Origin of the sequence: Mangrovibacter phragmitis, assembly GCF_001655675.1 — a bacterium.
In the GTDB taxonomy this organism is placed as follows: Bacteria; Pseudomonadota; Gammaproteobacteria; order Enterobacterales; family Enterobacteriaceae; genus Mangrovibacter; species Mangrovibacter phragmitis.
The window spans coordinates 685,626-701,962 of sequence record NZ_LYRP01000001.1 but is presented as its reverse complement, the minus strand read 5'-3'; the positions used below and the strand labels follow the sequence as shown (position 1 = coordinate 701,962).

Sequence of the window (16,337 nt, the reverse complement as noted above, 5' to 3'; positions counted from 1 at the left end):
TGCTGAAGTCTTCTATTCCGGTGTAACCCATTAGTTCTCTTTTTCATGCTACCAAGGATGCATCTCTCTGTAAGAGATGGAAACGCTTGTTCACGAAGCTAAAAAAATGGCTTCCGCCAGAGCCTGAATGTCTGCTCCGTGCCAGGAGCAGACGTTTAAATATTTTGCCTGCATTTTTGCATAGACAACGCTTATTAGACGGATTAATCCATATTTGTAGCAAATGCAAATCCCACCAGCTGTACCTACAACCTATTGTTAGTTGTGAAAAATCGATGTAGTGTTCTACACATCAAATTTACAAAGGCGGAAAACACCATGTTTAAATATGGAGCTTTCCGCCAAATAAGCGTTATACCTATTCAAAATGATAATAGAGAATGTGTGAATGGATGCGAGATACGAAGAAAAGACTTTCGAAAGTTACTTCAACAATGAGCTTGATAGAAAAACATCTATCTATTTCCCCCTTGGCCAGGTGCAAGAAGGCGTTTTAGGCTTGGACTCCGTTGCTCATTCTAGAGGATGGTTTCTGTGGCGAAAGCTCGGATATCCATTCTGGCTCTCTCCGCAATTTTCAGGCGTTGAACTAAGGGAAATCGCTCATGAAATGGAGCATTACCTTGGCCGAGAGGTTAAGAACATACCGACCATGAAAGTTAACTTGCTATTTCAGTATAAGCGTCCGCAATACATAACGATGTCAAGTGGTTCTGAGTGGCACTTATGGAATCAGAAGTATTTCCGCTATGACCTGTACACTCAGCAACATACCTTGCTCTCCCACATAGAAACTAAATTTGGTAACGATGCCGTAGTCCTTTACGCTGCCCCTTCTGTCGTAGATGTTGGCGATTTGGTTAACCTAAAAAGGGCTGGGTCAATCATTGATCACACTAACTTTAGACGCGCCAGAGAATTGGATGGGCACCACAGAAACACCTACATAAAGGCAGGCACATACTCGCAAGCATGTAGTGAACCAGAAATGATTGAAAATTTTAATCTAATTGAAATGATTGAAGCAATGGAACCACGCCAATCAGAAGATAACGTTAATCTAATCATTAACTTTTCAAGGCAGATTAATTCAGCCATGAAGGATGTCGAAGGGATTGGTTATCTGAAAACCGCATTTGAGAATCGTATGGATGAATTTAGAGATTACGGACTTCAACAGTTCGTACTGTTCTACTCAATGCTTACTATGGCAATATTCAGAGAGGTTACCGGCTGCCAATGGTTAATACCATTTGACGGACGAAAAAATGCATAACACTGCATCGCGCACTTCGTGCGCAGGACCTCGCTACGCTCGGCCGCTGTTGGCAGCGTTGATGTCCGCTACTCGCTCAAAGCAAACCCAATGACCACTTAGCCTGTCCGTTGCGTGCCAGGAGCGGACATGGCTAACATCACGGTGTATTAATCAACGGGGAGCCAGTCAAGGATTATCTGTATCGTTCTGTACCACTATTAAGAGTACAAACACTACTTTAACCTATATTGGTTTATGAGGCTATTTCCTTTGTTAACTCCAAAGGTTATCATGATGGAAATATCCTGTAGGGTTTATAAAATGAAATGGATAAAACAATATAGTAAAGAGTTTGAAAGGGATGCTTTAAGAAAATTAATTTCAAAAGTCAATTGGAAACACTTCAAACCATCTATCAAAGCTAGCCTTATAGGTATAGCTGAAGAATTGAATAAAAATGGTATAGAGGTAAGTGTTTATGACCAGCAAGATGAACCAGATGGATTTGGCTTTGATTCGTTGAGTTTGCAGTTTAATTCTAAACTTACTGGAAATATGCGGCAGGTCATAGAAACAGATAAAATAACTTTTAATCACCATATGCAATCTGGTGGGGTGTTATCCATTACATATAGTGCTGTTGGTCATATTCATATTCTTGTTGAACCTCCTAGAACTGAAGACTCTGTCGCAGTTCATAGTTATCTTATTCTTTACCAAACTTATGATGCAAAAAATATCACAAGTAAACGTATTGAGAAAAGTGTTAAAAACTTCATCCATTACCAAAGGTACTCAGGTGTTCTTTATAGAAAGACATTTAAAGATAGATGGGTAGTCAGATGGCTTAAAGCGAAGATGTACTTTATTCAATATCTAGAACCCAAAAATAAATTTATAAGATATTCAGCTTTATATATTCCGCTTATTAGTATGATTGTTGCAACAATTGCGGCAGTCGCAAGCCTGATAGCAGTATATCTGACCTATTTGAGTTTAAATCATTAAATAAAAAGGCACCCATTAAGGTTGAACGGCTCCCTGACGACTAACACATGGCTACGTTAGAATTTTTTTCAGCTACTGCAGAACGATTTTCAATGCCCGTTCTTCGCTCATAAGGGACAACCATACTCAAATCTCCCACATTTCAGGAGATTTGAGTATGAAAACGTCACCGTAGACACTTACCGTTAGATTGAAACTACTAACCTAAACTGTCATGTCAGATATGAGTCACTACTTTTAACACTACTACAAATTAGTTAAGTTCAGTTAATTAACTTTGCCAATCATTAGCTATTGGTTGCCAATTAACTTCGCGAGGCTCTTCTGTAGTGTTAGACCACACATCCCAAAAATCAGGATCGTCAGATTGTGGTCTTTGTTTTTCAGTAAGCTCTTTCATTCTAACTAAAACCGGAAGTTCAGAAGCCCATCCTAGTAGAATGGCATGCCGAGATGGTAGCGATGGCAACTCCCTCAACAACCCCCTCATGTTATCGGGAACAAGTCTAAGGACTTGCTCTTGATCTCTATCATTACTAATTCTGTGCAACAAAAAAGTATTACATTGAGATAACACAGTCGGAGATAGCTCTGAGGGGCGTTGGGAAGAAACCACAAGACCTAACCCAAATTTCCTGCCTTCACGTGCGATCTTTTCAAACACTTTGCAGCATACGTCGGAGACTGACTGACCCTCACTATCTTCTTTGTAGCGTTTAATAAATGTATGCGCTTCTTCTGCAACCATAACTGTTGGTAGTGGTTTTCCCTTAAGCCTTCGATAACGTTGTAAGGCTTCAAAAGTTACTCTGGAAATTACAGCAGTTACCAAATGTATTATTTCATTAGGGACTAGCGATAAATCGATAACAGTTACGGAACCTTGTCCATCTTTACCGAGAAAAGTGTCTAACCAATTAGTTAAACTGATAGGCTGTTCCGAATCATTTGTTACTGCACTTATACGGGTGTCACCTAGCATTGTTCGAATGCGAGTCAAAAGGAATTCAACGAATTGCTCTGTGCCTGTTTCTTGAGCTAGAGCTTCGAGGTATGCGACAAAATCATCCCCTTTAAAACGAATAGGCGCATCTTCACTTTTTGGAAGAAGTTCTTGTTCATCGCCTCCAAGCGTTTCATATGCATTTTTCAATTCATTAATCAACTGATCAGTATCTGAAACTTCAGGTTTTTCAGGCCATTGAATTCCTATACGAGAGGAAAGATACACATTCATCGTGTTTATTAGATTACCGAAAGGTTTGTTATCGATTTTGTCGTTTAATGTGGAGAGGCTATTATTCCAAGACGTTAAACTTTCAGCGAAACCTTTGGCATGGCCGCCATTCACATATATCTGGCCCTGGCTTGACAATTGCCTTATGGATACGAGGAGGATACCGCAGAAGTGTTTCGCTTGGATTGTCACGTCATCTTCTGATAAAACATCATTTCTCATCGCCCTCAAAGCTCGGCGTAGTAAAGGAAGTTGAACTTTTGAACTCGCTTGAGTGAAAGCACCCCACTCAGAGCTATTCCATAACCATGACGGAACTTTAAGATCTATCTCTCCAGCACCAGTGTTAGCTTCTACACGTAATAGCTTCCCCTTGTATTTTGATTCTGGACCGAATGCCCTACTGTATTCTCCATTTGGATCAAGTATTATGAACCGCGCATTTGGAGTTTGTCCCTGTTGTAAAACAGCATCTAAAGACCATTGAATTAACCCCGCAACCGAGCATGATTTACCACTACCTGTATTGCCCAAAACAGCTATATGTCGCCCAAAAAGCCTATCAGGGTCCACTTTTATTTCCGCATTGTTAGCTAGGGGGCTGTCCCCTATTTTTACTCTTCTATTGTCACCTGATTCGATTATCGATTTTAATTGCCGGTCAGTAGGCAGGAGCACGGAGTCACCAACCGAAGGAAAAGCATCTGTTCCTCTTGTGAACTTGTAATCTTCGTTTTTTCTATCGACTCTCAAAGTACCAACGGGATTGATACTGAGCTTTTTAAGTGGAAAAGGAAGATCTATCAAGCCAAAATCTTGTAAGCCTCTTCTTTTGGGGTATGGAGAGTGTTCTACGGCAATCCACTCAACCTGTCCAACGAGAAATCCATCATCGCTACTGATCAGTACATAACTATTTATTCGAGGAAAATTGCGAGGGGAACCGCCTTGAAGTGACACTGAATCAGGGGAGTCAATCTCTAAAGAAACTCTAATTTCATTAGGTGATACAAATCCAACAGTGCCAATTCTTAATTGTTCTAATCTTTCTATTGGTAAGTAACTCATTGTGATACCTCGGAACCTGTTGAATTACCTAATTCTTTGGACTGGATAAATCCTCTTTGCTTAAGCAATTCAGTCATTTTTATTGATGCTTTATCAATAGCTGGTTTAGGTAAATAGTTATCAACTAAAGTCTTGAGGTCTCCTAAATGGTTTCCCATTAATAGGGTGATCTGTGCTTTCCTTCCACTCTTACTAATAAAATTTATGATTCTTCCAAGCGGATCTCCGAAGGCCATTATGACTACATGAGTCGAAGGCACTGTAAGCATGTCTTCAATTACCCTGTTGATATGCTCATCACCAAAGCTATAGCCATAGGTGACTAATGTGCTATTTGGACGGCTAGTTGCTGCGGCTAGATCTCGAAATAGCTCAACATAAGGGTACTCGGCAGTTTCTCTATCTTTTACTGAGTTAGGGTAAATCATAAGTTGTTCAAAGCTGTTGCTTTGATGGCCTTCAGCTTCTAAAAAAGGTTCAACAGAACGTGCTCCAAAAGGTAAACCAAAGCGCCTAATCGCGTTATTTTGTTCATGCCAATCAAGGGAGCCATGAAGCTTAGTAAAACGCGCTACGCCTTCTAAATATCTTGGTTCGCCACGAATTCCTGGAGGATTATAGTGATAATCAACCTCCAATCTTGAAGATCGAAACACTGGAGCGATACTTCCTACAAAGCGATCTATAAGTCTCAAACCAGCAAGCTCAGCACCTACTTCGATAATGCGGTCATAGTTTGTTGTAAAAATATGCAGCCTATCGCGAGTAGCGGTCCTACTTGCAAAGCTCATCAAGAAGCTAACTAGATAGTTGAAAGTTTCCTCTTTACGCTTTGGTTCAGCTGTTTTAATCAAGTATTCTCCGGCACTCACAGATCTTGAAAACTCCCCCAGGCAGCGAGAAAGCTCTCCTTTGAGCATTTCTAAATCCGCTTTTAGATTTCTATAAGCAGCATGAGGAGCTGGAGGATTTTCAGGTTGAGGGGTATTCAACACAGTCAGAATTTCAAGTCCTTTAATAAGTTCATTAATAGCTCTAATTTGATCCTCTATATTTCCGTTATCGCGACCTGCAGCTTTAGCAGCCTGAGTAGAAAATGCATCTATTTCACTTTTACATACGGCTAGATCGCTGATCCAACCCATTCCAGCTGGAGGTGAATCTGTAGCTGATATTTGAATAGACGTGCTTAAACCCGCACCTATCAATAAATTTAAATGTTCGGATTGGAAGAGAGCGGTTAGCCAAGGCTCGATATTTTGGCGTAATCTCTCTATTGATATTTCTGCTCCCTGTTCTCCCCATGCACTGTTTGCCGATAGGATGAAAGGATGAGAATCAGCCTGCTCGCTAGAGTTTGGTAATAGCTCAATAATTTCGGGTACACTGCCAACCTTAATTTTCTGAGTATTCATAAATACACTTCTATTATTTGTATAAAAAATATAGGTTTGTAGGCAAAAACGAGAGCCACTAGTGTAACTATCAATAAACTATTGGCTTTGAACCTTACACCTTACAAGCCTCCAAGATCCTTAGAGGATCATCGATACAACCCTAAGGTACTCAATGCTTTTTCTAACTTAGCATGGCTAAGTTGCAACCGGATAGCACATAAATTCTTGGGATTCTACGTAGGAGGAAGAGGAAAGCGGTTCGAGTCCTCAACAGAACTGTTTTTATTGGTTTGGCAGTCTCGAGGTCAGGTGTCAGCACCAGCGCTAGCCTCGCTTCTCTCATATTCTAAAGAGATGACTTGCTCTTCATTGATTAGTACACCCTGACGTTAGGAATCGCTCCATTACCAATGTGAGAACTTCCGCTTTTCGCTCTGAGCAGACATGACACCTTTCCTGCCTGGTAGCTCTATGCCAGAGCGGACATAGTTAATGTCTTTCAGGAAGGAAACAATTACCATGTGTAATACTGTGTGAGCGGGTTAAACCTAGACAAGAAATCATTATTGTGGAGGGATCTTTTGATGAGTTGTGAACACTGCCAGGATCTATGTGTCAAATACGTCATCCGTCATCCTGAACACTTACGTAAGGCTATTCGTATTGCAAAGCATGCGCTCAATGAAGGGATTCTGACCGAGACCAAAGCAACTGATGATTGGAACCAATATACTTTTAATGAGTGTGCTGAAAAGATGATATGGGGTGATATAGTTGATTATCATTTTGTATGTAAGCATTGCGGTACTCAGTTTGTATTAGGCGCTGAAACATATCATGGCAGTGGTGGCTATTGGTCACCAGAGAACGAAAAGCCATCTGCAACATTTGACTAAATCTCATTCTTGGTAATCAGGAATAGTTGTTGTGGGCTGCTTCGTGCCGGTAGCGAATATAGTCTGCAGGTACCGGACTAACTGTTTTATGACAAGGGCGGACTTTGGGCTGTTGTCTGTGGGGCGGTATTCCAGCAGAATAAGTCTGCTTTAAGCGTGAACATTGTTTATGCCGCCACAAGCTATTGAAGCTGGCTTCGGCTGGCGTTACCGACTAACAAAAGAATGGATGCAAGGGGTAGGCTATGCGTACTCATCAACTTAACAAGCCCAGTAAGCTGTATCGCAGTGTTAACACGACTACGCGGCATAGGTCTAATAATCCTGGTGCTGAGTATCGCTGGGAACGTAATCGTAAAAAGGTGGGTGAAGAGCTACAGGCAAAGCGCGAGACAATGCATGGCAGGCAAAAACGTGGCAGGGACTACACACCATTGTTTCACTTTCTGATCAAACAGATTGGAAAATCCTGGGATGATATATTCAGCGAAGTATGTGGACGTCTTGATACCACCAAACCGGTATTCTGGTTAGTTGCATTGCATGAACATCAGCGTAGGGAACTGGTCTGTATTGGTGAGAGCAGCTTTTATCCAGGTCTGTTTGTTGATGGGAACGGAATTCTGCAACAGGTCAATCCGTCGATTACGGGGAAGGATGTTCAGGTGACTTGCCGCTGCTGCACACACACTTACATTGGTGAGCCAGTGCCCCAGCTCGATTAAGTGGCAGCATTTCTGGCACTGCCACGGGGGAGTCTGCAATCAGCAGTGGGAGCGATGGCTGGCTTCAATTGTTTGCTTAAAGTAAAAACTCACCATAACCAGCGCTGCTCAGATTCGTGCCAGGATCCCTGCCAGAGGTCAAAACGTGTTAGTTGTCTCAGTTTGCGTAAAACGACATCTTCACCCACTAACAAGAGGCTTTGCTCAGGAATTGAAATACCAAAATGGCCTCCCGCAATGGGGAATATTTCACATTCTGGTGTGAGTGAACCCAACACTTTTTCTATCTTCTTACGGTCAGCTTTTACAATTAACTGAAGCCCCATCAGCGTTTGAACTCCACAGTGGCTAAATGCTCAAGTGCCCGGCTGACCAGAGCGAGAACTGCGTCAGGGATTGATTGCCCTCTGATATCATAAATAACCTGGCAGGTTCGAATGTGAGCAGGAAGTTGGGATAACCCGTAGGATATTCTGGCAAGATTATACTCAATACTGAGTTGCACAGAGTCCTCGGATTCCAGGTTGTGGTTGGCTACAAGGATAAACTCTCCGAGCTCTTCATTTATAAATTCTGGGGTAAACACCGCGCCTCTCTTTAATTGTCTCGCCATTCTATTTCAGGATGACTCCTGCACTCCAGCTACCGCTTCTCGCTGACCATGTATTGTGCTTGTCTGACCAGAAATGAGCAGGGATACTTTATTCTAAGTACTGGCTGAAGCGTAACAGGTAGCCATCTGGATCTTGTACAAGAAACTCCCGCTGGCAGGCTATATGCTCACCGACGTTGTAGTGGTTATCGCGTAGTCCCCGATACAAAGTTATTTCGTGAGTAAGAATACGTGCCACTAAATTTTCAATATCATCAACTTCTATCTGGAAATTAATCCCTCGCCCCAACGGCCTGATGAGTTCTCCCGTATTCCATCCTTCCTCATGGTATTGTTCAATCATTAGTTGTGCCTCGCCAAGGCTGATGTAGGCAAAATCGGGTTCGCTGCGCATTATCATAATGTTAAAACCCAGTACATCGGTATAGAAACGCAGGGAAGCAGGAAAATCTGTTACGGTAAGTTCAGGAACCATACGGTTCCAATATGATTCTTTTAGAACGGTCATAATGTCCACTCTTTTTTGGCTCATGCCGAATAGATTAGATTACCTGCGTATTACTCGTGACTCCACATATGTGAGACAGAGCCTGGTAGCCCTGATAATGAATCAACAGGAGTTAAGTGGTACCGGGCAAGGCGAATTTCACAATTTTAATTACATGCAAGGCTAACGGTTATTACTTTCTGACAGAGATCGAAGGTGATTTTGGCAGGGAACGAATGCTCAATAACTGCAGAGGATTCGTTTCCGAACTCAGCCAGATGAGTGAAGAAATGATAACTTCATAAATGCCATAAACTGAATGTGTCGCTACGCCTCCAATTTTCTTAACCTAATAACAAACAACGATTTTAAGTCAAACTGCAAATCGGTTAGTATTGCATCAGTTTAACCACAAATATGACAAGGAAAAGGAGTGCGACGTCAATATACCAGTGAACTTCCCTCCGGTATTTGGTCAGGTCATGTTTTTAAGAACAGGAGAACGGACTAATGGGGGCGACGGGGTTTTACCTGCGGGTGGGCGATTCGACTACCTGCGGGGGAAAGATACTGACCGGGGATGAAACGCTGAGCTGGTATGGTGTGGCGGGGGCACGGGAAGGCGTATACGTTCACCACAGAGGAAGAGCCGCGTATTACGATTATCTGGACGCCAGACAGTTCAGGAGTCAATGTTCCGTCAAATACAGGCAACCAGAACCCGGTAAGAAGACATATAGATATTCACAGAGGTAAGTAATTTGAGAACTATCAGTGATTACTCAAAAAGTGATTTCATTGCATTGATTGCAGAGATCATTAGCGATGTAGGTTCAGAAGCGTATCAGGACGAGCTTTTGGAGCGTTTCATAGAGTTGTCAGAACATCCAGCAGGATCGGATTTGATTTATTATCCCGAGTCGGGCGAACAGCCTACGCCAGAAGCCATAGCAGAAAAGATCCAGCAATGGCGTCAAAGGAATGGGAAGCCTGGCTTTAAAAATTAGCTTCATGTTACATAGATGATATATCAGCGGGCAACGGGTGCAGCAACAAGTGCTGCTAATGCTCAGGTGGCTGTTAAAGGTGCCAGCGTTCTTGGGCTGGTAGGGGGAAGAGCCATTACGCCAGGAACATGGGCGGTAAAACTGGGTGAGATGGCAGGCGGGGCCGGAAGCCGCCTCGCATTCCGTTTATCCTATCCGCCATAATCCATTGAACCGCAAAAACAGTTTTCTATTATCAGCCTTCTTAGTTACGCACTTCGTTCCCACCTGTACCTGTACCGTCCTTCGATGGATAACGGCTTTCTGCACACTTCATTACGAAAAGGAAATCACCATGAATCTGGTGAATAATAGCGCACCTCCCGCCATAAATGTTATATTAAAATATAATATTCGGAGGTGCACTATGTATAAAACTCGCCTGAAAAAGGTTGGCGGATCCATCATGCTTGCGGTTCCACCCGCCGTGCTGAAAACGCTGGAGCTATCGACGGACAGCGAAGTCGGCATGACCATTAATAATGGCTGCCTGATTATTGAACCCCAGAAACGGCCTCATTATTCGCTTGAGGAGCTGCTGGCACAGTGCGATCCGCACGCTGAAATGAGCGAAGAGGAGCGGGAATGGATTGATGCGCCTGCGGTAGGCAAGGAGATCCTGTAAATGGACAGAGGGGAAATCTGGCTTGTTTCACTGGATCCGATTGCTGGCCATGAGCAAAGTGGAAAATGTCCGGTACTCATCGTATCGAAGGCGTCGTTTAACAAGCTGGCCCGGCTACCGGTAGTGGTTCCCGTCACCAGCGGCGGAAACTTTGCACGTACAGCGGGTTTCACCGTTTCACTGGAAGGGGCGGGGACAAAAACAACGGGCGTTATTCGCTGCGACCAGCCCAGAACCATTGATATGGCTGCCCGGAACGGCATGCGGCTGGAACGCATACCTGGCGCCGTTGTAAATGAGGTGCTTGCCAGGCTGGATGCAATTCTGAGTTAACATCAGGGACGCACAAAAGCAAAAAGCCTGCTCGTAAGCAGGCTTCTTAAATTTGGCTCCTCTGACTGGACTCGAACCAGTGACATACGGATTAACAGTCCGCCGTTCTACCGACTGAACTACAGAGGAATCGTGTGGAGGCAATCATAGCGGCGAAAAAACAATTGTCAAACCTAAATCGCCAAATCCACGCTAAGTGGCGATTATCTCAGCAGCTCGCTGGATTATCAGACAAATAAACCTGAAAATCCTTTGCAGGAATATGAATACTCCCTCATCATTTAAAACTGGGTTTCAACATTTTGTTTGTGAGTCCAATTTGAAAGTACTTTCCGCAATGAACCACCGCGTGAGGGCAACTCACTGGTACCGTAATCGTAAGAGTTATCGCGTTTTGTTTTGGCGGGAAGTTACGCCGCTCGCTATCCCCATTTTGATTGAAAATACCTGTGTACTGATGATGGGTGTGCTGAGCACATTCCTGGTCAGTTGGCTGGGTAAAGAAGCGATGGCAGGCGTGGGCCTGGCAGACAGCTTCAACATGGTTATCCTGGCGTTTTTTGCTGCGGTGGATCTCGGTACCACGGTGGTGGTGGCCTTCAGCCTGGGTAAACGCGACCGGAAACGCGCACGGGCTGCGGCACGCCAGTCATTGGTGTTAATGACCATTATTGCGGTGCTGATGGCAGCGGTGATTCACCTTATGGGCGAACACATAATTAATGTGATTGCCGGTGAAGCCGCACCTTCGGTGAAAGCGCTCGCACTGACCTATTTGCAACTTACCGCCTGGAGTTATCCGGCCGCAGCCATCGCCCTGATAGGCAGTGGCGCATTGCGTGGAGCAGGCAACACCAAAATACCGCTGTTGATCAATGGCGGTATGAATATCCTGAATATTATTATCAGTAGCTTGCTGATTTACGGCTGTTTTTCCTGGCACGGGTTGGGCTTTATTGGTGCCGGGCTGGGGCTGAGCATTTCCCGTTATATTGGTGCCTTCGCCATTATTTGGGTGCTGATGGTGGGGTTCACTCCGGCCATTCGTATTCGCCTGAAGAGTTATTTCAAACCGCTGAATTTTGGCATTCTGGTGGAAGTTCTGGGGATTGGTATTCCGGCCAGTATCGAGTCTGTCCTGTTTAATGGCGGCAAGTTGCTAACTCAGGTCTTTGTCGCCGGGATGGGCACAGATGTCATTGCCGGTAACTTTATTGCTTTTTCTGTTGCCGGGATTATTAACCTGCCGGGTAACGCCCTGGGGTCTGCTTCCACTATTATTGTCGGTAAACGTCTGGGTAAAGGCCAGATAGGGCAGGCAGAGCGCCAGTTGCGCCATGTGTTCTGGCTGGCCACCGTCGGGCTGACCATTATTGCCTGGGGTAGTGCGCCATTTGCCGGGTTACTGGCATCGTTCTACACCCATGAACAGGATGTAAAAGATGTGGTGAAAATACTGCTCTGGCTGAATGCGGCGTTTATGCCGGTCTGGGCTGCGTCCTGGGTGTTGCCTGCGGGCCTGAAAGGGGCGCGTGATGCCCGCTTTGCTATGTGGATTTCTATGTTCAGCATGTGGGGCGCCAGGGTTGTGGTGGGCTACGTGCTGGGCGTTGTGCTTGGATTCGGTGTGGTTGGTGTCTGGTTGGGGATGTTCTTCGACTGGTGTGTACGCGCTGTTTGTTTCTACTGGCGTATGGCGAGTGGCAAATGGTTGTGGAAATACCCAAGGCCACCGAAGCAGGCGATTGAACAACAGCCTGCGGAACAGACTCAGTAAACCGTTGCCAATGAGTGGCCGGTAAATGCAGTAACTATCAGGAGATGATGATGAGTAACAAAACCACCAGGTGGGTAACCGCAATAATGCTGGCTGTTCCTGTTCTTGCGGCCTCAGGGCTGGCGCAGGCCGCAACCAGCCAGCTTACCGGTTGTGCCGCGAAGCAGCACGAAATTGAACAGCAACTAACTCATGCCAGGGAGCAGGGTAATGCCGGGCGGGTAAGCGGCCTTAAAGAAGCGCTGCAAAATGTGCAAGACCACTGTACAGACGACGGCCTGCTGAAAAGCCGCCAGGTGAAAGTACAGGAAAAAGAGCGTGAGGTAAAAGAACGTACTCACGAACTGAAAGAAGCACAGGCTTCCGGCCAGAAAGACAAAATAGAAAAACGCCAGCGCAAACTGGCCCAGGCGCAGGCTGAACTGGCCGAAGCCCGTGCAGAACTCACGAAGTAACTCCGCTTTCCAGGTAACCCATAACTCCCGTGTCAGGAAACTGTCATAGGGGTTGTGCTGTTTGCCACCACACCGGAATAAATGCTTACTGATTTTTCAGGATTTTCTGCACAACACACTGGCTTTCCTGACTCAGATTGCTAACGTTAACTGCGCGCAGTTTTAAACTGCGCTCCCATAACTTAACGTGCTTTCTCGTGGCGAAAATAAGGATAAAGGTAGCCCCATGAAAAAACCGATTTTGCAGGGTATTGGCGCGGCCATCATTCTGGCTTTAGCCGGGTGCGCCGCACCACAGCAAGGTGCTCAACAGCAGTCAACCCAGTCACAACAATCCATGCAGCAACAGGCTCAGCAGCAACTGGCCGGGCAGTCTGTACTGGCGGTGAACTGGTTCCAGCAGTCTGGTGAATACCAGGCGCTGGCGTGGCAGGCTTTTAACAGTGCGCGCCTGGCATTTGATGCCTCGGCCCATAAAGTGAAAGGCCGCCGGGCAGTCATTGTCGACCTGGATGAAACCATGCTGGATAACAGCGCATATAGCGCGTGGCAGGCCAAACACGGGCAGCCTTTTAGTGATAAAACCTGGTCTGCATGGACTCAGGCAAAACAGGCAGTGGCTGTACCTGGCGCGGTGCAGTTTGCCCGTTACGTGAACAGCCATGGCGGTACGATGTTCTATATTTCCAACCGTGATGCCAAAGACAGCGCGGCGACCAAAGCCAATCTTGAAGCGCTGGGTTTCCCGGGTGTCAATGAAAAAACCCTGTTGCTGAAAACAGACAGCTCGAACAAACAGGCACGCTTCGACAGCGTAAAAGCCAGTGGCTACCATGTGGTGTTATATATTGGCGACAATCTCAATGACTTTGGGGCGGCGACATACCACAAAGACAACGCGGCTCGTCGCCAGTTTGTCAGTGATAACCATGCCCGCTTTGGCACCGAGCTGATTGTGTTGCCGAACCCGTTGTATGGCGACTGGGAAAGTGGCATGGCTCCGGGCTATTTTAAACTGACACCAGAGCAAAAATTGCAGGTACGCGAAAATAACCTGCGCGCCTGGTCCGGGCAGTAATTCCCCGCATAATGATTAACAGGCCCGGCGCACTTCTGGCGCGCCGGGCCTGTTTTATGTTGATTACACAGTTGTTAGTTGTCAGAACTGGTAGCTGGCACCCACCTGCCAGGTGCGGTCCCGGCCAATCCAGCAATAGTTGGCGTCATAGCAGGTCCAGGTGAGTTTATTGGTCAGATTCTGGCCGCTGGCTTTCAGCGTCAGCCCCGCCAGAGACGGGCTGATAACGCCCATATCGTAACTTACCGCCATATCGTACTGTGTATTACCACCCAGCGCCGGGAGGCTGTTATCCGGAGTTGTTTCTGTTTTACCGGTATAACGCGCGCCGGCACCAATCATCAGCCCATTCAGGCTACCGGAACTGAAGTGGTAATCGGCCCACAGGTTGGCGGCATGCTCAGGAACCTGGGTCGGGCGTTTTCCCTGGTAGAGCGCATCTTTGGTGTTTTCTGCGTCGGTCCAGGCGTAATTTGCCACCAGGTTGATGTTATCTGTTGGGCGGCTGATAGCGCTTAATTCAACCCCTTTCGACGTTATCTCCCCGGTTTGCCAGTAATTCAACTGGTAATCGGCAGTGTAGGTGTTGTCGGTAGTCACTACGTTTTTTTGCCGGATACGGAAAACAGACGCGGTCAGTGTGGTGGCATAGTCTGCTATCTGGTACTTCACACCGCCTTCCAGTTGCTCGCTGGTGGTGGGTTTAACTTGCTGTGCGGTAAGTGTACCCTGCGGTGAAACCGGCAAAAACCCTTCGGAGTAACTGACGTAAGGCGCAATACCATTGTCGAACTGGTACAGCGCGCCCAGGCGTTTGGTGACACGCTGCTGGCTCACCCAGCTTTTGCTGTCGTTATCCAGATTATCGGTAGTGGTGGAGTGATAGTTGTCGTAGCGAATGCTGGCGACCAGGTTCAGCCCGCCGAATACCACCTGGTCCTGTAAATACCAGCCCTGCTGGTAAAAACTCAGGCGCTGCTTCGTGGCGGTATACAAACCCAGGTTGTCGCTGGTTACCTGGCTGTAATCCGGGTGTTGCATGTCGATACCCGGGTTCACGGTCCCATAGCGGTATCTCATATGGGAGTTCAGGTGCTGGTAGTCGAACCCGGCTAACAGGTGGTGCTGCCAGTCGCCCCAGTGGGCAGTTTTGCTCACCTGGTTGTCCACATTGAAGCTGTCCAGGTCTTCATCGGTGGTGTAACCAAAGCGGGAAAGCTGAGTATTACTGGCCCCGATGCCGGTGGAGTAAATACTGCGCTGGTGGGTATCCACACTGAAATAACGCGCTTTTTGTACCATGCCCCAGCCGTTATCAAACTGGTGTTCAAAGGTGTAACCCAGCATGCCTTCACGTTGTTTAAACCCATTCCAGTGGTCGCCCGCAAAATCCCGGCGCGAGGCATAGCCACTGCGCAGGTAAGCCAGTGGTAACGGGTTGGATGGGGTCAGGCTGGGCTGGTTCTGGTATAGCGCCTGAACCGTCAGCCGGGTCTGGTCGGAAGGCTGCCAGGTGGCAGAAGGCGCAATCAGGTAGCTTTCGTGTTTGGTGGTGCGGGCCTGGTCATCGCCTTCACTGGCTTTGCCAATTAACCGGTATGCCCAGTCGCTGTTGGCAATTTGCCCGGTGGAATCCAGCCAGCCTTCTTTTAAATTCCGGTTGCCAGTATTAAAGCCAATTTCGTTGTGAGGTGTTTTCTCGGGCATTTTGCTCTGAATATTCACCAGCCCGCCGGGAGAAGCATTGCCATATAACACCGAAGATGGTCCTTTAAGGATCTGAACCTGTTCCATAAGAATGGGGTCGATATTCGCTTTGGTGTTGCCACTCACGTTATAGGGCAGTTGCAGCCCGTCGAGGTATTCATGTTCTGCATTAAAACCACGGATTTTATATTCGCTCATATAGGTGGTGGCACCGCGCATTTCGGTTGAAACCCCGGCGGCATAGCGCAGCACTTCATTGAGCGACTGCGGGTGGCGCTGCGCCATTTCACTGTGGCTGATGGTATCTATGGTTTGTGGTGTGCGGTTTTCCGGTAGTGCTGATTTGGTGGCGCTGTTGATGTAAGGCGCCACGCTGTTACTACTCTCACCATGTGTGGCGCTGACAACGATAGTGCTTTCCTGGGAACCTGCCGCTGTGGTGGCAGCCTGTGCGCCGGGGAAAAAACTGGTGGCAATACTGCCAGCCAGTAAAGAAAAAGAGAATGTCCCTGACCTTGCCATGTATCTGAACCTGTCCTGAATTATTATTTAATGAAAGTGATTATTATTACGGTTTTATGCCGGGGCAAGACTATGCCGGATGACAGACTGTGTATGCGCAATGCT

17 protein-coding genes and 1 tRNA gene are annotated in these 16,337 nt (G+C 46.4%); 12 read left to right on the top strand and 6 right to left on the bottom strand.

Annotated elements, in window-relative coordinates; translation table 11 throughout:
* The first annotated feature begins 388 nt into the window (after positions 1 to 388).
* Both A9B99_RS03230 and A9B99_RS24120 read left to right on the top strand, forming a co-directional pair.
* Positions 389 to 1,276: a hypothetical protein gene (locus A9B99_RS03230; RefSeq protein ID WP_022645581.1), complete on the top strand. Its 888-nt coding sequence runs from the start codon at positions 389 to 391 to the stop codon at positions 1,274 to 1,276.
* A gap of 303 nt (positions 1,277 to 1,579) precedes the next feature.
* Positions 1,580 to 2,266, top strand: a complete 687-nt coding sequence (locus A9B99_RS24120) for a hypothetical protein (RefSeq protein WP_231889144.1) — start codon at positions 1,580 to 1,582, stop codon at positions 2,264 to 2,266.
* Positions 2,267 to 2,537: 271 nt separating this feature from the next.
* Here A9B99_RS24120 and A9B99_RS03220 read toward each other — a convergent pair whose 3' ends face one another.
* Entirely contained in the window at positions 2,538 to 4,571 is a 2,034-nt protein-coding gene (locus A9B99_RS03220) for an ATP-binding protein (RefSeq protein ID WP_064594560.1), read from the bottom strand.
* Positions 4,568 to 5,986 (bottom strand): SIR2 family protein, encoded by a 1,419-nt coding sequence (locus tag A9B99_RS03215; protein WP_064594558.1) that lies wholly within the window; start codon positions 5,984 to 5,986, stop codon positions 4,568 to 4,570. Before A9B99_RS03215 ends, A9B99_RS03220 begins: the two co-directional genes overlap by 4 nt.
* Before the next feature lie 566 nt (positions 5,987 to 6,552).
* Between A9B99_RS03215 and A9B99_RS03210 the strand changes: the two genes are divergently transcribed.
* Positions 6,553 to 6,864 (top strand): hypothetical protein, encoded by a 312-nt coding sequence (locus A9B99_RS03210; protein ID WP_064594556.1) that lies wholly within the window; start codon positions 6,553 to 6,555, stop codon positions 6,862 to 6,864.
* Positions 6,865 to 7,109: 245 nt separating this feature from the next.
* Entirely contained in the window at positions 7,110 to 7,589 is a 480-nt protein-coding gene (locus A9B99_RS03205) for a hypothetical protein (RefSeq protein WP_064594554.1), read from the top strand.
* Positions 7,590 to 7,678: 89 nt separating this feature from the next.
* On the opposite strand, the gene A9B99_RS03200 is transcribed toward A9B99_RS03205, so the two are convergent.
* A complete protein-coding gene (locus tag A9B99_RS03200; protein WP_064594553.1) occupies positions 7,679 to 7,915 on the bottom strand; it encodes a hypothetical protein in 237 nt (78 codons plus the stop codon).
* Positions 7,916 to 8,290: 375 nt separating this feature from the next.
* On the bottom strand, positions 8,291 to 8,677 hold the full coding sequence (locus A9B99_RS03190; protein WP_110025065.1) for a bleomycin resistance protein: 387 nt from the start codon (positions 8,675 to 8,677) through the stop codon (positions 8,291 to 8,293).
* A 610-nt stretch (positions 8,678 to 9,287) separates the two neighbouring features.
* Here A9B99_RS03190 and A9B99_RS23740 point away from each other — a divergent pair.
* From A9B99_RS23740 to A9B99_RS03165, 5 genes are all read left to right on the top strand, one after another.
* Positions 9,288 to 9,449: an S-type pyocin domain-containing protein gene (locus A9B99_RS23740; protein WP_156518976.1), complete on the top strand. Its 162-nt coding sequence runs from the start codon at positions 9,288 to 9,290 to the stop codon at positions 9,447 to 9,449.
* 1 nt (position 9,450) lies between these two features.
* The gene (locus tag A9B99_RS03180) at positions 9,451 to 9,696 is read left to right on the top strand and encodes a bacteriocin immunity protein (RefSeq protein WP_064594551.1); all 246 of its coding nucleotides are present in this window, start codon (positions 9,451 to 9,453) and stop codon (positions 9,694 to 9,696) included.
* Positions 9,697 to 9,711: 15 nt separating this feature from the next.
* Complete coding sequence (locus tag A9B99_RS03175; RefSeq protein ID WP_064594549.1) at positions 9,712 to 9,900, top strand: hypothetical protein; 189 nt, start codon at positions 9,712 to 9,714, stop codon at positions 9,898 to 9,900.
* 202 nt (positions 9,901 to 10,102) lie between these two features.
* Positions 10,103 to 10,360 (top strand): AbrB/MazE/SpoVT family DNA-binding domain-containing protein, encoded by a 258-nt coding sequence (locus A9B99_RS03170; protein WP_064594547.1) that lies wholly within the window; start codon positions 10,103 to 10,105, stop codon positions 10,358 to 10,360.
* Positions 10,361 to 10,693 (top strand): type II toxin-antitoxin system PemK/MazF family toxin, encoded by a 333-nt coding sequence (locus A9B99_RS03165; protein ID WP_064594543.1) that lies wholly within the window; start codon positions 10,361 to 10,363, stop codon positions 10,691 to 10,693.
* 53 nt (positions 10,694 to 10,746) lie between these two features.
* Here the strand turns inward: A9B99_RS03165 and A9B99_RS03160 are convergent.
* A tRNA-Asn gene (locus A9B99_RS03160) sits at positions 10,747 to 10,822 on the bottom strand.
* A gap of 208 nt (positions 10,823 to 11,030) precedes the next feature.
* Between A9B99_RS03160 and A9B99_RS03155 the strand changes: the two genes are divergently transcribed.
* The 3 genes from A9B99_RS03155 to A9B99_RS03145 all read left to right on the top strand — a co-directional run bounded on the left by A9B99_RS03155 (position 11,031) and on the right by A9B99_RS03145 (position 14,003).
* The gene (locus A9B99_RS03155) at positions 11,031 to 12,470 is read left to right on the top strand and encodes an EmmdR/YeeO family multidrug/toxin efflux MATE transporter (protein WP_064595500.1); all 1,440 of its coding nucleotides are present in this window, start codon (positions 11,031 to 11,033) and stop codon (positions 12,468 to 12,470) included.
* A gap of 50 nt (positions 12,471 to 12,520) precedes the next feature.
* Positions 12,521 to 12,925: a DUF1090 domain-containing protein gene (locus A9B99_RS03150; RefSeq protein WP_064594541.1), complete on the top strand. Its 405-nt coding sequence runs from the start codon at positions 12,521 to 12,523 to the stop codon at positions 12,923 to 12,925.
* Between the two features lie 226 nt (positions 12,926 to 13,151).
* Entirely contained in the window at positions 13,152 to 14,003 is an 852-nt protein-coding gene (locus tag A9B99_RS03145) for a 5'-nucleotidase, lipoprotein e(P4) family (RefSeq protein ID WP_064594539.1), read from the top strand.
* Positions 14,004 to 14,084: 81 nt separating this feature from the next.
* On the opposite strand, the gene A9B99_RS03140 is transcribed toward A9B99_RS03145, so the two are convergent.
* Positions 14,085 to 16,232 carry a TonB-dependent siderophore receptor gene (locus tag A9B99_RS03140; protein WP_082917812.1) on the bottom strand — a complete coding sequence of 716 codons (2,148 nt, stop codon included), beginning with the start codon at positions 16,230 to 16,232 and terminating at the stop codon, positions 14,085 to 14,087.
* Positions 16,233 to 16,337 lie beyond the last annotated feature (105 nt).

Excerpts from the sequence above, each read along its gene's own strand:
- A9B99_RS03230 (WP_022645581.1), top strand. The coding sequence starts at position 389 with ATGGATGCGAGATACGAAGAAAAGACTTTCGAAAGTTACTTCAACAAT.
- A9B99_RS24120 (WP_231889144.1), top strand. The coding sequence starts at position 1,580 with ATGAAATGGATAAAACAATATAGTAAAGAGTTTGAAAGGGATGCTTTA.
- A9B99_RS03220 (WP_064594560.1), bottom strand. The coding sequence starts at position 4,571 with ATGAGTTACTTACCAATAGAAAGATTAGAACAATTAAGAATTGGCACT.
- A9B99_RS03215 (WP_064594558.1), bottom strand. The coding sequence starts at position 5,986 with ATGAATACTCAGAAAATTAAGGTTGGCAGTGTACCCGAAATTATTGAG.
- A9B99_RS03210 (WP_064594556.1), top strand. The coding sequence starts at position 6,553 with ATGAGTTGTGAACACTGCCAGGATCTATGTGTCAAATACGTCATCCGT.
- A9B99_RS03205 (WP_064594554.1), top strand. The coding sequence starts at position 7,110 with ATGCGTACTCATCAACTTAACAAGCCCAGTAAGCTGTATCGCAGTGTT.
- A9B99_RS03200 (WP_064594553.1), bottom strand. The coding sequence starts at position 7,915 with ATGGGGCTTCAGTTAATTGTAAAAGCTGACCGTAAGAAGATAGAAAAA.
- A9B99_RS03190 (WP_110025065.1), bottom strand. The coding sequence starts at position 8,677 with ATGGTTCCTGAACTTACCGTAACAGATTTTCCTGCTTCCCTGCGTTTC.
- A9B99_RS23740 (WP_156518976.1), top strand. The coding sequence starts at position 9,288 with ATGGTGTGGCGGGGGCACGGGAAGGCGTATACGTTCACCACAGAGGAA.
- A9B99_RS03175 (WP_064594549.1), top strand. The coding sequence starts at position 9,712 with ATGATATATCAGCGGGCAACGGGTGCAGCAACAAGTGCTGCTAATGCT.
- A9B99_RS03170 (WP_064594547.1), top strand. The coding sequence starts at position 10,103 with ATGTATAAAACTCGCCTGAAAAAGGTTGGCGGATCCATCATGCTTGCG.
- A9B99_RS03165 (WP_064594543.1), top strand. The coding sequence starts at position 10,361 with ATGGACAGAGGGGAAATCTGGCTTGTTTCACTGGATCCGATTGCTGGC.
- A9B99_RS03155 (WP_064595500.1), top strand. The coding sequence starts at position 11,031 with ATGAACCACCGCGTGAGGGCAACTCACTGGTACCGTAATCGTAAGAGT.
- A9B99_RS03150 (WP_064594541.1), top strand. The coding sequence starts at position 12,521 with ATGAGTAACAAAACCACCAGGTGGGTAACCGCAATAATGCTGGCTGTT.
- A9B99_RS03145 (WP_064594539.1), top strand. The coding sequence starts at position 13,152 with ATGAAAAAACCGATTTTGCAGGGTATTGGCGCGGCCATCATTCTGGCT.
- A9B99_RS03140 (WP_082917812.1), bottom strand. The coding sequence starts at position 16,232 with ATGGCAAGGTCAGGGACATTCTCTTTTTCTTTACTGGCTGGCAGTATT.